Source organism: Kosakonia sp. MH5 (assembly GCF_009935945.1).
Classification (GTDB): domain Bacteria; phylum Pseudomonadota; class Gammaproteobacteria; order Enterobacterales; family Enterobacteriaceae; genus Kosakonia; species Kosakonia radicincitans.
Map to the genome: position 1 here is coordinate 36159 of NZ_QODH01000002.1, position 18608 is coordinate 54766.

21 protein-coding genes are annotated in these 18608 nt (G+C 55.5%); 17 read left to right on the forward strand and 4 right to left on the reverse strand.

Annotated elements, in window-relative coordinates:
- The first annotated feature begins 51 nt into the window (after window positions 1-51).
- Window positions 52-390, forward strand: a complete 339-nt coding sequence (gene glnB, locus DK872_RS06585; protein ID WP_002438074.1) for a nitrogen regulatory protein P-II — start codon at window positions 52-54, stop codon at window positions 388-390.
- Between the two features lie 37 nt (window positions 391-427).
- Here the strand turns inward: glnB and hmpA are convergent, their stop codons facing one another.
- Window positions 428-1612 (reverse strand): NO-inducible flavohemoprotein, encoded by a 1185-nt coding sequence (gene hmpA / locus DK872_RS06590; RefSeq protein ID WP_161518163.1) that lies wholly within the window; start codon window positions 1610-1612, stop codon window positions 428-430.
- A 312-nt stretch (window positions 1613-1924) separates the two neighbouring features.
- Between hmpA and glyA the strand changes: the two genes are divergently transcribed.
- Window positions 1925-3178: a serine hydroxymethyltransferase gene (gene glyA, locus DK872_RS06595; RefSeq protein ID WP_007370793.1), complete on the forward strand. Its 1254-nt coding sequence runs from the start codon at window positions 1925-1927 to the stop codon at window positions 3176-3178.
- A gap of 70 nt (window positions 3179-3248) precedes the next feature.
- Here the strand turns inward: glyA and DK872_RS06600 are convergent, their stop codons facing one another.
- Entirely contained in the window at window positions 3249-4145 is an 897-nt protein-coding gene (locus tag DK872_RS06600) for a nickel/cobalt efflux protein RcnA (RefSeq protein WP_161518164.1), read from the reverse strand.
- Window positions 4146-4287: 142 nt separating this feature from the next.
- Here DK872_RS06600 and rcnR point away from each other — a divergent pair, with 142 nt between their 5' ends.
- Complete coding sequence (rcnR, locus tag DK872_RS06605; RefSeq protein ID WP_007370795.1) at window positions 4288-4560, forward strand: Ni(II)/Co(II)-binding transcriptional repressor RcnR; 273 nt, start codon at window positions 4288-4290, stop codon at window positions 4558-4560.
- Window positions 4561-4649: 89 nt separating this feature from the next.
- A complete protein-coding gene (locus DK872_RS06610; protein WP_007370796.1) occupies window positions 4650-5801 on the forward strand; it encodes a 3-phenylpropionate MFS transporter in 1152 nt (383 codons plus the stop codon).
- Here the strand turns inward: DK872_RS06610 and csiE are convergent.
- The gene (csiE, locus tag DK872_RS06615; protein ID WP_161518165.1) at window positions 5798-7075 is read right to left on the reverse strand and encodes a stationary phase inducible protein CsiE; all 1278 of its coding nucleotides are present in this window, start codon (window positions 7073-7075) and stop codon (window positions 5798-5800) included. The genes DK872_RS06610 and csiE overlap by 4 nt on opposite strands.
- 124 nt (window positions 7076-7199) lie before the next feature.
- Here csiE and DK872_RS06620 point away from each other — a divergent pair, with 124 nt between their 5' ends.
- Complete coding sequence (locus DK872_RS06620; RefSeq protein ID WP_007370798.1) at window positions 7200-7838, forward strand: DUF1007 family protein; 639 nt, start codon at window positions 7200-7202, stop codon at window positions 7836-7838.
- On the forward strand, window positions 7829-8809 hold the full coding sequence (locus DK872_RS06625; RefSeq protein WP_007370799.1) for a nickel/cobalt transporter: 981 nt from the start codon (window positions 7829-7831) through the stop codon (window positions 8807-8809). The genes DK872_RS06620 and DK872_RS06625 overlap by 10 nt, the downstream gene beginning before the upstream one ends.
- A 112-nt stretch (window positions 8810-8921) precedes the next feature.
- On the opposite strand, the gene suhB is transcribed toward DK872_RS06625, so the two are convergent.
- Window positions 8922-9725, reverse strand: coding sequence for an inositol-1-monophosphatase (suhB, locus tag DK872_RS06630; RefSeq protein ID WP_007370800.1), 804 nt, complete (start codon window positions 9723-9725; stop codon window positions 8922-8924).
- Between the two features lie 117 nt (window positions 9726-9842).
- Between suhB and trmJ the strand changes: the two genes are divergently transcribed.
- From trmJ to sseB, 11 genes are all read left to right on the forward strand, one after another.
- The gene (trmJ, locus tag DK872_RS06635) at window positions 9843-10571 is read left to right on the forward strand and encodes a tRNA (cytosine(32)/uridine(32)-2'-O)-methyltransferase TrmJ (protein WP_007370801.1); all 729 of its coding nucleotides are present in this window, start codon (window positions 9843-9845) and stop codon (window positions 10569-10571) included.
- A gap of 222 nt (window positions 10572-10793) precedes the next feature.
- Complete coding sequence (gene iscR / locus DK872_RS06640; RefSeq protein WP_007370802.1) at window positions 10794-11285, forward strand: Fe-S cluster assembly transcriptional regulator IscR; 492 nt, start codon at window positions 10794-10796, stop codon at window positions 11283-11285.
- Between the two features lie 118 nt (window positions 11286-11403).
- Complete coding sequence (gene iscS, locus DK872_RS06645) at window positions 11404-12618, forward strand: cysteine desulfurase (protein ID WP_007370803.1); 1215 nt, start codon at window positions 11404-11406, stop codon at window positions 12616-12618.
- 30 nt (window positions 12619-12648) lie between these two features.
- Window positions 12649-13035, forward strand: a complete 387-nt coding sequence (iscU, locus tag DK872_RS06650) for a Fe-S cluster assembly scaffold IscU (RefSeq protein WP_007370804.1) — start codon at window positions 12649-12651, stop codon at window positions 13033-13035.
- A gap of 17 nt (window positions 13036-13052) precedes the next feature.
- Window positions 13053-13376, forward strand: coding sequence for an iron-sulfur cluster assembly protein IscA (gene iscA, locus DK872_RS06655; protein ID WP_007370805.1), 324 nt, complete (start codon window positions 13053-13055; stop codon window positions 13374-13376).
- 71 nt (window positions 13377-13447) lie between these two features.
- Window positions 13448-13963, forward strand: a complete 516-nt coding sequence (hscB, locus tag DK872_RS06660; RefSeq protein ID WP_035888199.1) for a co-chaperone HscB — start codon at window positions 13448-13450, stop codon at window positions 13961-13963.
- An 18-nt stretch (window positions 13964-13981) separates the two neighbouring features.
- Window positions 13982-15832 carry a Fe-S protein assembly chaperone HscA gene (gene hscA / locus DK872_RS06665; RefSeq protein WP_035888198.1) on the forward strand — a complete coding sequence of 617 codons (1851 nt, stop codon included), beginning with the start codon at window positions 13982-13984 and terminating at the stop codon, window positions 15830-15832.
- Window position 15833: 1 nt separating this feature from the next.
- On the forward strand, window positions 15834-16169 hold the full coding sequence (fdx, locus tag DK872_RS06670) for an ISC system 2Fe-2S type ferredoxin (RefSeq protein ID WP_007370808.1): 336 nt from the start codon (window positions 15834-15836) through the stop codon (window positions 16167-16169).
- A gap of 1 nt (window position 16170) precedes the next feature.
- Window positions 16171-16371 (forward strand): Fe-S cluster assembly protein IscX, encoded by a 201-nt coding sequence (gene iscX, locus DK872_RS06675; protein WP_007370809.1) that lies wholly within the window; start codon window positions 16171-16173, stop codon window positions 16369-16371.
- Window positions 16372-16469: 98 nt separating this feature from the next.
- Window positions 16470-17756, forward strand: coding sequence for an aminopeptidase PepB (pepB, locus tag DK872_RS06680; RefSeq protein WP_007370810.1), 1287 nt, complete (start codon window positions 16470-16472; stop codon window positions 17754-17756).
- A 75-nt stretch (window positions 17757-17831) separates the two neighbouring features.
- Window positions 17832-18608 (forward strand): enhanced serine sensitivity protein SseB, encoded by a 777-nt coding sequence (sseB, locus tag DK872_RS06685; protein WP_090396305.1) that lies wholly within the window; start codon window positions 17832-17834, stop codon window positions 18606-18608.

Sequence of the window (18608 nt, forward strand, 5' to 3'; positions counted from 1 at the left end):
GAGCAACCGATTACGATGCAGCAGACTGGTAAGAGCGTGTAAGGAAAGACCATGAAAAAAATTGATGCGATTATTAAACCTTTCAAACTGGATGATGTGCGCGAAGCGCTGGCGGAAGTCGGCATCACCGGGATGACGGTGACCGAAGTGAAAGGTTTTGGTCGTCAGAAAGGGCACACCGAACTTTATCGCGGCGCCGAGTATATGGTGGACTTTCTGCCAAAAGTGAAAATTGAAATCGTGGTGACTGACGATATCGTTGATACCTGTGTGGATACCATTATCCGCACGGCGCAAACCGGCAAAATCGGTGACGGTAAAATCTTTGTCTTTGACGTGGCGCGCGTGGTGCGCATCCGTACTGGCGAAGAAGACGACGCCGCGATTTGATGTTTCTCCCTCACCCCATGGGGTGAGGGAAACTGACTTACAACACCTTATGCGGGCCAAAGCATTCGTAGTGAATCTTCTCTTTGGCAATGCCGAGCGCCACAAGCTGTTGGGCGGCAAACTGCATAAACCCGACCGGGCCGCACAGATAAAATTGCATCTCCGGATCGCTAAATTTCCCTTCCAGCGCGCTTAAATCCATTAATCCTTCACTGTGAAAACGACCGCAATCGGCCGCCTGCGGCTGCTGATACCAGACATGCTGGTAGAAACCGTTGAGTGAAGCGCCAAGCTGGCTGACTTCATCAGCAAAAGCATGAACCTGACCATCAAGCGCGGCGTGGAACCAGTTAACCTGCGCACGATGCTGCGTTTTGGCCAGGTGATCCAGCATTGCCAGCATCGGTGTCTGGCCGACACCGGCAGAAATCAGCGTTACTGGCGTAGTGGCCGGAATAGCCATAAAGAAATCCCCGGCAGGCGCGGCCAGATGAACGATATCGCCCGATTTGGCTTCGTCGTGCAGCCATTCGGAAACCTGACCGCCTGCTTCGCGTTTCACGGCGATGCGGTACGTTTTGCCATTCGGCTTGCGGGTCAGCGAATACTGACGAATCTCCTGGTGGGTAAAACCTTCCGGCTTCAGCCAGATGCCGAGATATTGCCCCGGCTGATAATCCGCAACCGGCAGACCATCGACAGGTTCAAATTCAAAACTGGTGATCAATGCGCTCTGCGAAATTTTCTCACGCAGACGGAAAGCGCGAGTGCCTTGCCAGCCGCCGGTTTTTTCGGCGTGCTCGCTGTAGATTTGCGCTTCGCGATTGATAAAGACGCCCGCCAGCACGCCGTAGGCTTTTCCCCAGGCATCCAGTACTTCCTGGCCCGGGCTGAACATCTCATCCAGCGTTGCCAGCAGATGCGCGCCAACGATGTTGTACTGCTCCGGCTGGATCTGGAAGCTGGTGTGTTTCTGGGCGATTTTTTCCACCGCAGGCAGCAGGGCGGCGAGATTATCAATATTGCTGGCATATGCGGCAATGGCATTAAACAGCGCTTCACGCTGATCGCCGTTGCGCTGGTTGCTCATATTGAAGATCTCTTTCAGCTCCGGATTATGTGTAAACATACGGTCATAAAAATGGGCGGTCAGTTTCGGGCCGGTCGCGGCCAGCAGGGGAAGGGTGGCTTTTACCGTTGCGATGGTTTGGGTGTCGAGCATGGGGACTTCCTTTTGGTTAATCTTTAAAGTTGTATTTTAAATGCATCTTATAGCGCGGCGCACTGGCTTGTAAAGAGCCGACAATGTAAAGGGATTTGAACGTGAATAACTTGCATCACAAACCTGAAAAGAAATCCGTTTTCTCGCCGGATGGCGTTATCGCTCAAACCCTTGTCTGGTGCGGAGCCAAACGTTTGCGTAAAAACCTTTGTCAAGACCTGTTATCGGGTTATTAATCAGTTATACTGTGAGCCGTTCCCCAAATTGGGCCTTCGAAAAGAGTTGTTTTGTTAGCTGAGTCAGGAGATGCGGATGTTAAAGCGTGAAATGAACATTGCCGATTATGATGCCGAATTGTGGCAGGCTATGGAGCAAGAAAAAGTACGTCAGGAAGAGCACATTGAACTAATCGCCTCCGAAAACTACACCAGCCCGCGTGTGATGCAGGCTCAGGGTTCTCAGCTGACGAACAAATATGCTGAAGGCTATCCAGGCAAGCGCTACTACGGCGGTTGCGAATATGTGGATATCGTTGAGCAACTGGCTATCGATCGCGCAAAAGAGCTGTTTGGCGCCGATTACGCTAACGTGCAGCCGCACTCCGGTTCGCAGGCGAACTTCGCGGTTTACACGTCTCTGCTGGAGCCGGGCGACACCGTGCTGGGTATGAACCTGGCGCACGGCGGCCACCTGACTCACGGCTCTCCGGTGAACTTCTCCGGCAAGCTGTACAACATCGTACCTTACGGCATCGATGAAACTGGCCATATCGATTACAACGATCTGAATGAACAAGCGCAGAAGCACAAACCGAAAATGATCATCGGCGGCTTCTCTGCTTACTCCGGCGTGGTTGACTGGGCGAAAATGCGTGAAATTGCCGACAGCATCGGCGCTTACCTGTTCGTCGATATGGCGCACGTTGCTGGCCTGGTCGCCGCAGGCGTTTATCCGAACCCGGTTCCTCATGCACACGTTGTGACTACCACCACGCACAAAACCCTGGCGGGTCCGCGCGGCGGCCTGATCCTGGCGAAAGGCGGTAGCGAAGAGCTGTACAAAAAACTGAACTCCGCCGTCTTCCCTGGCGGCCAGGGCGGCCCGCTGATGCACGTGATCGCCGGTAAAGCGGTGGCGCTGAAAGAAGCGATGGAGCCAGAGTTCAAAGCCTACCAGCAGCAGGTCGCGAAAAACGCCAAAGCGATGGTTGAAGTGTTCCTGAGCCGCGGTTACAAAGTGGTTTCCGGCGGTACGGACAACCACCTGTTCCTGCTGGATCTGGTAGACAAAAACCTGACCGGTAAAGAAGCAGACGCTGCACTGGGTCGTGCGAACATCACCGTTAACAAAAACAGCGTGCCGAACGATCCGAAGAGCCCGTTCGTTACTTCCGGTATCCGTATCGGCAGCCCGGCAGTCACTCGTCGCGGCTTCAAAGAAGCGGAAGTGAAAGAGCTGGCTGGCTGGATGTGTGACGTGCTGGACAGCATCAATGACGAAGCGGTTATTGAGCGCACCAAACAGAAAGTGCTGGATATCTGCGCACGCTTCCCGGTTTACGCGTAAGCATTAGATCTGAAAGCAAAAAGGCCGCATTGAGCGGCCTTTTTTACGCCTGTCGCCTGGCAAATGCGCATTACTGTAAGCTGGCGTAACCGTGAATGCCCATATACATTCCGACCAGCGCGATCAGCGCGCTGGAGAAGTAAGGGGCTTTACGGGCGATCGTATTGAAGCCGGACCAGCGTTTTGCCGCCTGCTGTACGCTAAAAGCTGCACCGACGCCGACTGCGACCAGCGTCAGCGCAAGGCCGATACTGAAACAGATTACCAGCGTGGCGCCCAGCGTCAGCGCTTTGAGCTGAATACAGATCAGCAGAATGGTGATCGCCGCCGGGCAGGGGATCAGCCCGCCGGTCAGACCAAACAGCAGGATCTGCCCATTGGTCACTTCCGTCCCGTTAAAGCGACGCTCAATATCCCTGGCATGCGCCCGTTCGTGCGCATCCTGATACTCCTCTTCTTTCACCACCTTACGCACCGACAGAATGGCCGGCTGCGCCAGACTGACGGCCTGAACAGGCTGGAAGATCAGCCCGCGGCTGTGATGCGAATGCTCATGATCATGGTGGTGATCGTGAGAATGATGGTGGTGATGATCGTGGTCGTTGTGATGATCATTTTTCCAGGCGTGCTCACCCTGCCAGGTGCGTAAAAACATCCATGCTGCGGTACCGATGATGATGACCGCAGAAACCATTTGCAGCCAGGGCTCCACAGATTGCGCCGTGAACTTGCCGCTGAGATACATGCCGCCCAGCGCAATCAGCCAGACGACAACCGTATGCGACAGCGTGGCTGCCAGCCCCAGCATCACCGCCTGTTTGACGGTGCCTTTGATAGCGATGATAAAGGCTGCCATCATCGTCTTTGAGTGGCCCGGTTCCAGGCCGTGCAACGCACCAAGCAGTATCGCGCTGGGGATAAAAAACCAGGCATTCCCTTGCTGAAAAAGAATGGTGAAGTCGTTCATGAGAATAATTCTCGATAACATTTTGTGCGCTTTAATCTACTCCCCCCCAGTAAAAAATACTATCCCCCAGTAGAAATAAACTCCCCCCCAGTTAATGCATGGTATGCTGATATCCGTTACGCATGAATGAGTAGAGGGCTGTATGTCGCATACCATCAGGGATAAACGAAAGCTGAAAGCGCGGGCCAGCAAAATTGAAGGGCAGGTAGCGGCGCTGAAAAAAATGCTCGACGAGCCCCATGAATGCTCGCAAGTCTTGCAGCAAATCGCCGCCATTCGTGGCGCAGTAAACGGCTTGATGCGCGAAGTGATCAAGGGGCATTTGACGGATCACATTGTCCATGAAAACGATGAAATCAAGCGCGAGGCCGATCTCGATGTCGTGCTCAGCGTACTCGATTCCTACATCCGTTAATAAGTTGCGCGAGCGCGCGTGTTATCTGATTGTTACTTGCAAGCCTTGTCATTTGCCTCCAGACTATCGCCACCATTCAGGAGGAAATCATGGTCTTGCAGTCCACGCGCTGGCTGGCGCTCGCTTACTTCACCTACTTTTTTAGCTACGGCATTTTCTTACCCTTCTGGAGCGTCTGGCTCAAAGGCGTTGGCCTGACGCCGGAAATCATTGGCATGCTGCTTGGCGCAGGGCTGGTGGCTCGTTTCCTGGGGAGCCTGCTGATTGCTCCGCGCGTGAGCGATCCTTCCCGTTTAATCACCGCACTACGTGTGCTCGCGCTGGCGACATTACTGTTTGCGCTGGCGTTTTATGCTGGCAGCCATGTTGCGTGGTTGGCGGTGATCATTGTCGGTTTCAACCTCTTTTTCTCACCGTTAGTGCCGCTCACCGATGCGCTGGCGGGCACCTGGCAAAAACAGTTCCCGATGGATTATGGCCGGGTCCGGTTATGGGGATCGATCGCCTTTGTGATTGGCTCGGCGCTGACCGGTAAGTTGGTGAGCCTCTATGATTATCGGGCGATTCTGGCGATGCTGACGCTGGGCGCCGCCTCAATGCTGCTGGGGATGCTGCTGCGCCCGTCCATTCTGCCGCAGGGTGAAAGCCGCCATCAGGAAGGTGCTGGCTGGTCAGCCTGGCGCGCGCTGTTTGTGCAAAACTGGCGTTTTCTGGCGTGCGTGTCGTTACTGCAGGGCGCGCATGCTGCCTACTACGGTTTCAGTGCGATTTACTGGCAATCGGCCGGTTATTCCGCCTCGACGGTGGGCTACCTTTGGTCGTTAGGCGTGGTGGCTGAAGTGGTGATCTTCGCCCTCAGTAACCGGCTTTTCCGCCGCTTCAGCGCCCGCGATCTACTGCTGCTTTCCGCCGTCTGCGGGCTGGTGCGCTGGAGCTTGATGGGCTGGACCACAGAGTTACCGTGGCTGATTGCCACACAAATCCTGCACTGCGGAACCTTTACCGTTTGCCATCTTGCGGGTATGCGTTATATCTCCGCCCGTAAGGGCAGCGAAGTGATCCGTTTACAGGCGATTTATTCCGCCGTGGCGATGGGCGGCAGTATTGCCGTGATGACCATGTTTGCAGGATTCCTGTTCGAATATCTGCATCAGGGGTTGTTTTTCGTAATGGCGCTGCTGGCAATCCCGGCACTGTTCCTGCGACCGAAAGTGGCCGCCCAGCAGCCGGTTGCCAGCTAACCTTCCAGCATGGTGCGAATATGCTGTTGTTGCTGTGAACTCAGCGACTCGACGGCATGGATGAGCGGCGGGGAAAAGAGCGGCAGCGGTGTGGTGTAAGGGGTGATGACTAACGACACATCCTTTGGTGCGCCCACATTGCGAAACTCCGCCAGCGGCAGGTAGTTGATGGTCAGCGGCAGCAGCGTTAACTCGCGTAGTTGCTGCTCAATCTGCTGCTCGCGCGCCGTGTCATCGCCGGTAAGCAACACCACCTGTTTCTCATGCAAGTCGGTCGCCTGCATCAGCCAGGCGCCGAAAATCACCGCGACCAGCCCCGCTTCTTCATCGCTAAAGCGCAGTGCGTATTCATCTTCCAGCTCCTGTAATGCCTCACGCGTGGTGCGCATTAGACGTGGGTAGAGGCGATGGATCTCTTCCGGCAGGCTGTTATCAATGCCGATGCCAAACAGACAGCGATCCAGCGCCTGCGCCAGATGAATATAAAGCTGCGCGGTTAAACCTTGCTCATCACTAAAACGTAACCCGGCAAGCTGGTGAAAGCGGGCAATCATTCGGGCAATCGCCTGTTGCAGACGGCGATCCTGCTGATGCTGGTCGCGAAGCGGATCGGGCGTGCGCACCAGCATAAAGAGCAGCGACAGAAACAGATGCTCATTTTCCTGCGGCACTGCCGCTACCCTGCGCTGCCAGTGGCGCACAATATCGTGCGCGACCAGGTATTCGGCGCGCATTTGCGCCCAGGTTTGTTGCACTGGGGTAAATTCCGGCGTCTGCCCGTGATGGTTTTGTAACAGACAATACTGCAAGTAGAGGCAGAGAAACTGCATATCCCGGCACTCAATCGAGCGTTGTAAACGACGGGCGCAGAGGTTAATTAAGGCGCGCAGATTGGTGTCGTCATACAGGGTTCGGGCAATGTCTTGTTGTTTAAGCGCTGTTTTTAACAACGGGGTAAACTGTTGCGTGATAAATTGCGGGCACAGCCGCAGCGCGCGACGCAACCAGTGCAGCAGGCATAAGCGCTGGTCGAGGGGAGCGCCTTCAATCCGATAGCTGCCGTTGTGCTGGCGCACGATGGAAATCCGGTGGTAACGCTGGATTTCACTGTTGGTCTCGTCAATATCCTGCCGGGCTGCGGCATCATCAACGCCATTCACGGCGCTGATATGTTCCAGGCTGACGCTTTGCCCCGGCAGGGCAAGCATCAACAGCACCTGGCAGCGGCGCTGCGGACTGGAGAGCGCAGATGGCGGTGTCATTACAATAGTCATCTGTCAGATTCCAGTTAGGGTGTTTGATAAGCGTAGTTAAAGGTATGCTCAGCGATAGCGAAGCCGCGGTGCTTTCATTCAGGATTGCCGGAGAGCATCACAGAATTTTTCACGTGAGGAACAGATGCAAGCAGTTAAACAATGCGTCACGGGCGTGTTTCTCGCGCTTTTATCGTTTACGGTAAGCGCGCACCCGCACAGTTTTATCCAGCTGAAAACACAAGTATTAGCAGAGAATGGTCACTTCTCCGGCCTGAAAATGCGCTGGACAATGGATGAGATCACTTCAGCGGATCTGCTTTATGATGCGGGCAATGCGCAGCCAGGCGATGAGGTGTGGAAAAAACTGGCGGCGGAAGTGATGGCGAATGTACTTGGTCAGCACTATTTTACTGAGGTCTGGCACAACGGGCAGAAAGTAAAATTCCTCAACCGACCGACGGAATATGGTATGGAGCGGGAAGGGCATCAGGCGGTGTTGACGTTTATCCTGCCGCTCGCCGAGCCGCAGCCGCTTAGCGGCCAGCAATATACTTTTTCTACGTTTGATCCCACCTATTTTGTCGATATGAGTTACGACAAAGCGAGCGATGCGTCTCTGCCTGCAGAGTTGCAGAAATCCTGTAAGCTGGCCGTTCATACCCCTAAACCCGGCGAAGAGGTGCTGAATTATGCGCAGTCGCTGGACAAAGCCGATGCGCCGGAGGAAGACATGGAATTAGGCAAACAATTTGCACAAACGGTAACCCTCTCATGTCAGTGATATCCGGTGTTCGTCCCCGTTCCCGCCGCCTGCTGGCATGGTGGCCGCTGCTGCTGTTTATGCTCTGTGCGCTTATTGCCGGTTTTTGGCTGTGGCAGGTGTGGCCGCAGGTGATGATCAAAAGCGCGATCTGGCAGCGCAATGTGAATATACAAATGAGCGCATTGCTGAAAGCGGTGGCGGAAAACCCAACCAAAGCGGGCGGTTCGCTGCTGTTGTTCAGCTTTGTCTATGGCGTGTTGCATGCGCTGGGGCCAGGACACGGTAAAGTGGTGATCGCCACCTGGCTTGCCACGCATCCCTCTAAATTGCGTTCCGGTATTATGCTGACGCTGGCTTCCTCGCTGTTGCAGGGGCTGGTGGCGGTTACGTTAGTGGTGGTGGTGCTGAACATTCTGACGTTACCTGCACGGCAGCTGCATTTAAGCGGTTACTGGCTGGAGAAGGGCAGCTACCTGCTGGTCGGCGTGCTGGGGCTGATGCTGTGCTGGCGGGCGCTGAAAAAGTTGTTTGCTCTGCGGCAAAAACCAGTATTTCGCACGTTTACGCCACATCATGTACACCACGAAGGCTGCGGCTGTGGGCATCAGCATCTGCCGACTTCTTCGCAACTGCAAAGCGGTGAAGACTGGCGAGCCAGGTTGATGATTGTGTTATCCATGGGGATGCGCCCGTGCTCTGGTGCGATCATGGTGTTGCTGTTCAGCAAAGTGATTGGCGTTTTTGCCTGGGGCGTGGCGTCAGCGTTGGTGATGGCGGCGGGCACGTCACTGACCATCAGTGCGCTGGCGCTACTGGTACATGGTTTTCGTCAGTTAGCGGTAAAACTCAGCGGCCAGCAGACGCCGGTATTATGGCGACAGGTAGGCTGGACAACGCTGGCTCTGGCGGGAGGGGTGTTGTTGATAAGTGCGGCGGTGGTGATGTGGGTCAGCGCGTTACCGCCGGGCGGCGGTTTGCGGCCGTTTTGATAGTGCCGGATGGAGGCTTACGCCTTATCCGGCCTGGGCGACATACACGAACCATGATGGAATACGTAAGCTGTAGGCCCGATAAGCAAAGCGCCATCGGGCAATAAACATCTCAGCGTTTCAGCGCGTCGCTCAGTTCTTCGCGCATGTTTGCCAGCATGGCTTTTACGACACGCGGGTTACCTGCAACGATGTTGCCAGTCATCATGTAGTTGTGGCCGCCGGTGAAATCACACACCAGACCACCCGCTTCACGCACCAGCAGCTCGCCTGCGGCGAAATCCCACGGTTTCAGCCCGATTTCAAAGAAACCATCAACGCGGCCTGCGGCAACATAGGCCAGATCCAGCGCGGCGGAACCGGTGCGGCGGAAGTCCGCGCATTCGGTAAACAGTTTGCCGACAACGTTAATGTAGGTCGTCGCGTGCTGTTTTGCTTTGAACGGGAAACCGGTCGCCAGAATGGTACCATCCAGATCGCGGGCATTGCTGCCGCGCAGACGGTAGCCGTTAAGCTGTGCGCCCTGGCCACGGGTTGCAGTGAAAAGTTCGTTACGCATCGGATCGTAAACCACCGCAACTTCAGTGCGGCCTTTAATACGAACGGCGATAGATACCGCGAAATGCGGCAAACGTTTGATGAAGTTGGTGGTGCCATCCAGTGGATCGATAACCCATTGCACATCCTGGTCAGTGCCTTCGTGCTCGCCACTCTCTTCGGTGATGATGGTGTGTTGCGGGTAAGATTTGCGGATGGTGTCAATAATCACTGCTTCAGCAGCTTTATCAACGTTGGTCACGAAATCATTGCTGCCTTTCTGGCTGGTTTCTACGGCATCGGGAGTTTCGTAGTTTTTGGCAATTAAATTACCCGCCTTGCGCGCAGCACGCACGGCGATGTTCAGCATCGGATGCATCGGTCTCTCTCACTGGATGTTAAAGAACGGAAAACGGCGCACATAATAGCAGCCAATTCGGAATATGTCTTCGGTTTATGATAATATGCACGAATATTCTTTAGCCGTTGAAAATCTATGCTGCAAAATATTCGAATCGTACTGGTGGAAACCTCCCACACCGGCAACATGGGCTCTGTTGCCCGTGCAATGAAAACAATGGGGTTGACGAATCTGTGGCTGGTTAACCCGCTGGTTAAACCGGATTCACAGGCCATCGCTCTGGCGGCAGGTGCCAGCGATGTCATCGGCAGTGCGCACATTGTCGATACGCTGGATGAAGCATTAGCTGGCTGTAGCCTGGTGGTTGGCACCAGCGCCCGCTCACGTACGCTCCCATGGCCGATGCTCGATCCGCGCGAATGCGGATTAAAAAGCGTCGCGGAAGCAGAACACGCGCCGGTGGCGCTGGTGTTCGGCCGCGAGCGTGTCGGCCTGACGAATGAAGAACTGCAAAAGTGCCATTATCACGTGGCGATTGCCGCTAACCCGGAGTACAGCTCGCTGAACCTGGCGATGGCGGTGCAGGTTATCGCTTATGAAGTGCGTATGGCCTGGCTGGCGACGCAGGAGAGTGAATCTTCTGCAGAACATGAAGAGACGCCGTATCCGCTGGTCGACGATCTTGAGCGCTTTTACGAGCATCTGGAAAAGACGCTGCTGGCGACCGGTTTTATCCGCGAAAACCATCCCGGCCAGGTGATGAACAAGCTGCGCCGTCTGTTCACGCGTGCGCGCCCGGAAAGCCAGGAACTGAATATCCTGCGCGGTATTCTGGCCTCTATTGAGCAGCAGCATAAAGCGTGATTTGCTGGCGCTCATCAGTCTACAAGCCCCGCGCCAGTAGGCCGGAAAGGGCAACGTGCCACCCGGTATTTATGTTAAGCACGAAAAGTCAAATACCTGACTAATTTAGTCAACTAAATAGTTGACCAATTTAGTCGGGAATGTCAGACTTGCAACCGCTATGCAACATTAACATATTAAATAATATAGCCCGGGCAGGGGCGAGTTTGAGGCTTGTAAGACATGAGACTGACATCGAAAGGGCGTTATGCCGTGACCGCAATGCTGGACGTTGCACTCAACTCCGAAGCGGGCCCGGTTCCGTTAGCTGATATTTCTGAGCGTCAGGGAATTTCCCTGTCCTATCTGGAGCAGCTGTTCTCCCGTCTGCGTAAAAATGGCCTGGTGGCCAGCGTGCGTGGTCCTGGCGGTGGTTATCTGCTGGGCAAAGATGCGAGCAGCATCGCCGTGGGCGAAGTGATCAGCGCTGTTGACGAATCGGTAGACGCAACCCGTTGCCAGGGTAAAAGCGGCTGCCAGGGTGGCGATAAGTGTTTGACCCATGCGCTGTGGCGCGATCTGAGCGACCGTCTGACCGGTTTCCTCAACAACATCACACTGGGTGAACTGGTCAATAACCAGGAAATTCTCGATGTGTCCGATCGTCAGCACAGCACTGAATCCCATCGCACCACCCGCGCACAAGACGCTATCGACGTTAAACTGCGCGCATAATAAAAAACAGTATTCAGAATTGGGCCGGGGCACATCGATGTGCCCCGTTAACACGGTCGTACATCCAGCCGGTTGCCTGATTCCTTGCATTAGAGCGATGTACGGAGTTTAAAGAGCAATGAAATTACCGATCTATCTCGATTACTCCGCAACTACGCCGGTGGATCCGCGTGTTGCCGAGAAAATGATGCAGTTTCTCACTCTGGACGGGACCTTTGGTAACCCAGCCTCCCGTTCACACCGTTTTGGCTGGCAAGCTGAAGAAGCGGTAGATATCGCCCGTAACCAGATCGCTGAACTGGTGGGTGCCGACCCGCGCGAAATCGTCTTCACCTCCGGCGCGACCGAATCCGACAACCTGGCGATCAAAGGTGCTGCCAACTTTTATCAGAAAAAAGGCAAGCACATCATCACCAGCAAAACCGAACACAAAGCCGTGCTGGACACCTGTCGCCAGCTTGAGCGCGAAGGGTTTGAAGTGACTTACCTCGCCCCGCAGCGCAACGGCATTATCGATCTGAAAGAGCTGGAAGCGGCGATGCGTGACGACACCATCCTCGTCTCCATCATGCATGTGAACAACGAAATCGGCGTGGTGCAGGACATCGCAACCATCGGCGAAATGTGCCGTGCTCGCGGCATTATTTATCACGTTGATGCTACTCAGAGCGTCGGCAAACTGCCGATCGACTTAAGCCAGCTGAAAGTGGATCTGATGTCCTTCTCTGGCCATAAAATCTATGGGCCGAAAGGTATTGGCGCTCTGTACGTACGCCGTAAACCGCGTATCCGTATTGAAGCGCAGATGCACGGCGGCGGTCACGAGCGCGGTATGCGTTCCGGTACGTTGCCTGTTCACCAGATCGTTGGCATGGGCGAAGCTTACCGTATTGCCAAAGAAGAGATGGCGAGCGAAATGGAGCGTCTGCGCGGTCTGCGTAGCCGTCTGTGGAACGGCATCAACGATATCGAAGAAGTTTACCTGAACGGCGATCTTGAGCACGGCGCACCGAACATCCTCAACGTCAGCTTTAACTACGTTGAAGGCGAGTCGCTGATCATGGCGCTGAAAGATCTGGCTGTTTCTTCCGGTTCTGCCTGTACTTCCGCAAGCCTGGAACCGTCCTACGTGCTGCGCGCACTGGGTATGAGCGATGAGCTGGCGCACAGCTCCATCCGTTTCTCTTTAGGTCGTTTTACCACCGTTGAAGAGATCGACTACACCATCGAACTGGTGCGTAAATCCATCGGCCGTCTGCGCGAACTCTCTCCGCTGTGGGAAATGTTCAAACAGGGCGTGGATATCAACTCCATCGAATGGGCTCATCACTAATAACGGTTGCGGAAACAGGAGAATTTAATCATGGCTTATAGCGAAAAAGTAATCGATCACTACGAAAATCCGCGCAACGTTGGCTCGTTCGACAACGGCGACGACAGCGTCGGTAGCGGCATGGTTGGCGCGCCAGCGTGTGGCGACGTCATGAAGCTGCAAATCAAAGTTAACGATAAAGGCATCATCGAAGACGCGCGTTTCAAAACCTACGGTTGTGGCTCGGCGATCGCTTCCAGCTCGCTGGTAACTGAGTGGGTAAAAGGCAAGTCACTGGACGAAGCGCAGGCGATCAAAAACACCGATATCGCTGAAGAGCTGGAGTTGCCGCCGGTGAAAATCCACTGCTCTATCCTGGCGGAAGATGCGATCAAAGCCGCGATTGCGGACTACAAAAGCAAACAAGAAGCGAAATAAGGCAGGAGGTTGTTGTCATGTCCATTAGCCTGAGCGACAGTGCTGCCGCGCGAGTAAATACCTTCCTGGCCAACCGTGGCAAAGGGTTTGGTCTGCGTCTGGGGGTCAGAACCTCCGGTTGTTCTGGTATGGCCTACGTGCTGGAGTTTGTTGACGCGCCGACTGAAGAAGATACGGTGTTCGAAGACAAAGGCGTGAAGGTAGTGGTTGACGGCAAAAGCCTGCAATTCCTCGACGGCACTCAACTGGACTTTGTCAAAGAAGGCCTGAACGAAGGGTTTAAATTCACCAACCCTAACGTCAAAGACGAGTGCGGTTGCGGCGAAAGCTTCAACGTCTGATCGCCTACCCATTGACCCCACCGCAGCATGCTGCGCGTGGGGTTTGCTTCGATTGCACACCCGGAATTGTTATGGATTACTTCACCCTCTTTGGGTTGCCGGCCCAATACCCGCTTGACGTTCAGGCGCTGGCGACACGTTTCCAGGATCTGCAACGGCAGTTCCACCCCGATCGCTTTGCCAGCCGCCCGCAGGCGGAACAACTGGCTGCGGTCCAACAATCCGCTACCATTAATCAGGCGTGGCAAACCCTGCGCAATCCGCTCTCCCGCGCGGAATATTTGCTGTCGCTGCACGGCTTCGATTTAGCTTCTGAACAGCACACCGTTCGCGACACGGCCTTTTTGATGGAGCAGCTTGAGCTGCGCGAAGAGCTGGATGAGATCGAGCGTGCGGAAGACAGCGGCCGTCTGGAAGCGTTCCAGAAGCGGGTAAAAGGGATGTACGACGCCCGCCACCAGCAGATGGTGGAACAACTCGACAATCAGACGTGGGACGTCGCGGCGGATACCGTGCGTAAACTGCGTTTTCTCGATAAACTGCGCAGCTCAACAGAACAACTCGAAGAAAAACTGCTCGGTTTTTAATTTTTTTGGAAGCACATAATGGCCTTATTACAAATCAGTGAGCCGGGTCTGAGCGCCGCGCCGCATCAGCGTCGTCTGGCGGCGGGCATCGATCTCGGCACCACCAATTCGCTGGTTGCCACCGTGCGTAGCGGTCAGGCGGAAACGCTGGCCGACAGCGCCGGGCGCCATTTACTCCCTTCAGTGGTTAACTACCAGGCTGACAGCCACGTTGTCGGCTACGATGCGCGCGCCAATGCAGCGCTGGATTCGGTCAATACCATCAGCTCCGTAAAACGCCTGATGGGCCGCAGTCTGGCGGATATTCAGGCGCGTTACCTGCATCTGCCGTGGCAATTCCAGGCCAGTGAAAACGGCCTGCCGATGATTGTGACGCGCGGCGGCGTGGTCAACCCGATCCGCGTTTCTGCCGATATTCTGAAAGCGCTGGCTGCCCGCGCGCAGGAGACGCTCTCCGGCGAATTGGATGGCGTGGTGATCACCGTTCCTGCCTATTTCGACGATGCGCAGCGTCAGGGCACGAAAGATGCTGCGCGTTTAGCCGGGTTGCATGTGCTGCGTCTGCTCAATGAGCCGACCGCGGCGGCGATTGCCTACGGCCTGGATTCCGGCAAAGAAGGCGTTATCGCCGTTTATGATCTTGGCGGCGGCACTTTTGATATCTCCATTCTGCGTCTGAGCCGCGGCGTGTTCGAAGTGCTGGCGACCGGTGGTGATTCCGCGCTCGGCGGCGACGATTTCGACCACTTGCTGGCAGATTATATCAGCGAGCAGGCAGGCATTACCGATCGCAGCGATGCGCGTCAGCAACGTGAACTTCTGGATGCGGCGATTGCCGCCAAGATTGCGCTGAGCGATGCCGACAGCACGACTGTTGATGTGGCTGGCTGGCAGGGCGTGGTAACTCGCGCGCAGTTTGAAGAGATGATCTCAACGCTTGTCAAACGCACTCTGCTCTCCTGTCGTCGTGCGCTGAAAGATGCGGACGTGGAAGCGCAGGATGTGCTGGAAGTGGTAATGGTGGGCGGTTCCACTCGCGTACCGCTGGTGCGTGAACGCGTGGGTGAATTTTTCGGCCGCACGCCGTTAACCTCCATCGACCCGGATAAAGTAGTGGCAATTGGCGCGGCGATTCAGGCAGACATTCTGGTCGGCAACAAGCCGGACAGCGAAATGCTGCTGCTGGATGTTATTCCGCTGTCGCTGGGGCTGGAAACCATGGGCGGACTGGTGGAAAAAGTTATTCCGCGCAACACCACGATTCCGGTGGCCCGCGCCCAGGAGTTCACGACCTTTAAAGATGGCCAGACCGCAATGTCTATCCATGTAATGCAGGGTGAGCGGGAGCTGGTGGCGGATTGCCGTTCGCTGGCGCGTTTTGCTCTGCGTGGCATTCCGGCGCTGCCGGCGGGTGGGGCGCATATTCGTGTCACCTTCCAGGTAGATGCTGACGGTCTGTTGAGCGTCACTGCGATGGAGAAATCCACCGGCGTGGAAGCCTCCATCCAGGTGAAACCCTCTTACGGTCTGACCGACGGCGAAATCGCCAATATGATTAAAGACTCCATGAGTTTCGCCGAGCAGGACGTGAAAGCGCGCATGCTGGCGGAGCAGAAAGTGGAAGCCGCGCGCGTGCTGGAAAGTTTAACCGGCGCGCTCGCCGCTGATGCCGCGCTGTTAAGCGCCGCAGAGCGCGAGGTTATCGACGAGGCAGTTGCGCAGTTGCGCAGCGTGGCCGACGGCGATGATACCGACGCGATAGAACAAGCCATTAAAAATGTAGATAAACAAACCCAGGAATTCGCCGCGCGCCGTATGGATCAGTCCGTGCGTACCGCGCTGAAAGGCCATTCCGTCGACGAGGTTTAATATGCCTAAAATTGTTTTTCTGCCTCATCAGGATCTCTGTCCGGATGGCGCAGTTCTGGAAGCGAAGAGCGGTGAAACCATTCTTGATGTTGCCCTGCGCGGCGGTATCGAGATTGAGCACGCCTGCGAAAAATCATGTGCCTGCACCACCTGCCACTGCCTCGTGCGTGAAGGGTTTGACTCTTTGCCGGAAAGCAGCGAAGACGAAGACGACATGCTGGATAAAGCCTGGGGTCTGGAGCCGGACAGCCGTTTAAGCTGCCAGGCGCGCGTCACCGATGAAGATCTGGTGGTAGAGATCCCGCGTTACACCATTAACCACGCGCGGGAGCACTGATATGGGATTGAAATGGACCGACAGCCGCGAAATCGGCGAGGCGCTGTATGACAGCCGCCCGGATGTGGACCCGAAAACCGTACGTTTCACCGATATGCATCAGTGGATCTGCGAGCTGGAAGAGTTCGACGACGATCCGAACGCATCGAATGAAAAAATTCTCGAAGCGATTCTGCTAGTCTGGTTAGACGAAGCATCATAATCATCTCACGGGCTGCCTTCGGGCGGCCCGTTTTCATGCATACGTAGGCCGGAAAAGGCAACGTTGCCATCCGGCGCCTGCCGATAAGGATAAATATAATGACAGAAGCTATGAAAGTGACACTCACCACGCAAAGCGCGGATGCGCGTTGGGGTGAAAAAGCCTCATGGAGCATCAATAACGACGGCATCGCCCTGCATCTGAATGGAAAAGACGATTTAGGTCTGATTCAGCGCGCCGCGCGCAAAATCGACGGCCTGGGCATTAAACACGTTGCACTGAGCGGCGAAGGCTGGGACGCGGATCGTAGCTGGGCGTTCTGGGCCGGTTACAAAGGGCCGAAAGGCACACGCAAAGTGGAGTGGGCGCCGCTGGACGAAGCCGGGCAAAAAGAGCTGGATAGCCGCCTGAAAACCATCGACTGGGTACGCGACATCATCAACGCGCCGGCAGAAGAGTTAGGGCCGGAGCAACTGGCGCAGCGCGCGGTCGATCTGCTGCACAGCGCGGGCGGTGAAAACGTCTCTTACCGCATCACCAAAGGCGAAGATCTGCGCGAGCAGAATTACCTTGGCCTGCACACCGTTGGTCGCGGTTCTGAGCGCCCGCCGGTATTGCTGGCGCTGGACTATAACCCGACCGGCAACCCGGATGCGCCGGTATATGCCGCGCTGGTGGGCAAAGGCATCACCTTTGACTCCGGCGGTTACAGCATCAAACCAACCTCATCAATGGATTCAATGAAATCCGATATGGGGGGCGCGGCGCTGGTGACCGGCGCGCTGGCGTTCGCCATCACCCGCGGGCTGGATAAGCGCGTCAAACTGTACCTCTGCTGTGCCGACAACCTGATCAGCGGTAACGCCTTTAAACTGGGCGATATTATTCATTATCGCAACGGCAAAACCGTAGAGATCATGAACACCGATGCTGAAGGGCGTCTGGTGCTGGCGGATGGCTTGATTGATGCGTCTGCGCAAAAACCGCAGTTTATCATTGATGCCGCAACGCTGACTGGCGCGGCGAAAACCGCGCTGGGTAACGATTACCACGCGCTGTTCAGCTTTGACGATGCGCTGGCTGGCCGTCTGCTCAACAGTGCGACGGCAGAAAATGAACCGTTCTGGCGTCTGCCTCTGGCGGAGTTCCACCGCAATCAGCTGCCGTCCAGCTTTGCAGAATTGAACAACACCGCCAGCGGTTCTTTCCCGGCCGGGGCAAGCACGGCTGCCGGGTTCCTGTCGCACTTTGTTGAAAACTACCAGCAGGGCTGGCTGCATATCGACTGCTCCGCCACCTACCGCAAAGCGGCAGTGGAACAGTGGGCGGCCGGTGCGACCGGGCTTGGCGTACGCACCATCGCGAATTTATTGACTGCCGGGTAAGCGTCATTGTAGGCCGGATGGCATTATGCTCATCCAGCCTACAAAAGGCATGGACTACAACGAATCAGAGAACCTATGTCCGAAAGCAAAAACGAATTAGAAACCCTGCTGGAGCAGGCGGCGACCGAGCCCGCTTATCGCCCGGCTTTTTTCCGTACGCTGCTGGAATCAACCGTCTGGGTGCCGGGTACGGCGGCGGAAGGTGAAGCGATTGTCGAAGACAGCGCGCTGGATTTGCAGCACTGGGAAAAAGATGACGGTAACTCGGTCATTCCGTTCTTTACCTCGCTGCAAGCCTTACAGCAGGCCGTTAGCGAAGAACAGGCATTTGTGGTCATGCCTGCGCGTACGCTGTTTGAAATGACGCTGGGAGAGACGCTATTCCTCAACGCTAAATTACCCACCGGCAAAGAGTTCACGCCGCGCGAGTTAAGCCATTTAGTGGGCGCAGAAAGTAGTCCGCTCAGCCAGCAGGAAGTGCTGGAAGGCGGTACGGCGCTGCTGCTTTCCGAAGTAGCTGAACCGCCTGCGCAAATGGTCGATTCACTGACCACGCTGTTTAAAAGCATCAAAACCGTCAAACGCGCGTTTCTCTGCTCAATTAAAGAGAAGGCCGACGAGCAACCCAACCTGCTGATTGGCATTGAAGCGGAAGGGGACATCGAAGAGATCATCCATGCAGCGGGCAGCGTCGCGACAGATACGCTGCCTGGGGATGAGCCGATCGATATTTGCCCGGTGGTGGAAGGCGAGAAAGGTATCAGCCACTTTATGCTGGCGCATATCACGCCGTTCTATGAACGCCGCTGGGGCAGTTTCCTGCGCGATTTCAAAAACAACCGCATTATCTGA